This is a genomic window from Caballeronia sp. INML3B (assembly GCF_023631305.1).
In the GTDB taxonomy this organism is placed as follows: Bacteria; Pseudomonadota; Gammaproteobacteria; order Burkholderiales; family Burkholderiaceae; genus Caballeronia; species Caballeronia turbans.
In genome coordinates this window covers 1-271 of sequence record NZ_JALQDI010000106.1, presented here as the reverse complement: position 1 = coordinate 271, position 271 = coordinate 1, and the positions used below count along the sequence as shown (strand labels likewise).

At 49.8% G+C, this 271-nt stretch carries 1 protein-coding gene; it reads right to left on the bottom strand.

Annotated elements, in window-relative coordinates; translation table 11 throughout:
* The coding region (locus NCS58_RS34075) for a hypothetical protein (RefSeq protein WP_250539047.1) at positions 1-271 on the bottom strand (271 nt) is incomplete at both ends.

The following is a 271-nucleotide window of genomic DNA, read 5'->3' as shown; positions in this document are numbered from 1 at the left end:
TTCTATTAGTTTCCAACCACTTACGGAATTTTAACGGTGATGTGTTAACGGCCAAGTCGACGATCGTTGCGCTGGATACGACGGCAAGGCTAGCCATCTCAAATAGTTTTGGTGATTTCAAATCTGGATAGAACCAACACACCTCGATAATGTCCCCAGGACGCATGCTCGGCGTCGTCAGGTAGCAGTAACCATTGACTGCATAACGCTCCTTGCGCACGGAGCGGGGGTCAGCAGTCCCCTCGACGAGCTGTTGTTTACTGATTAGGTA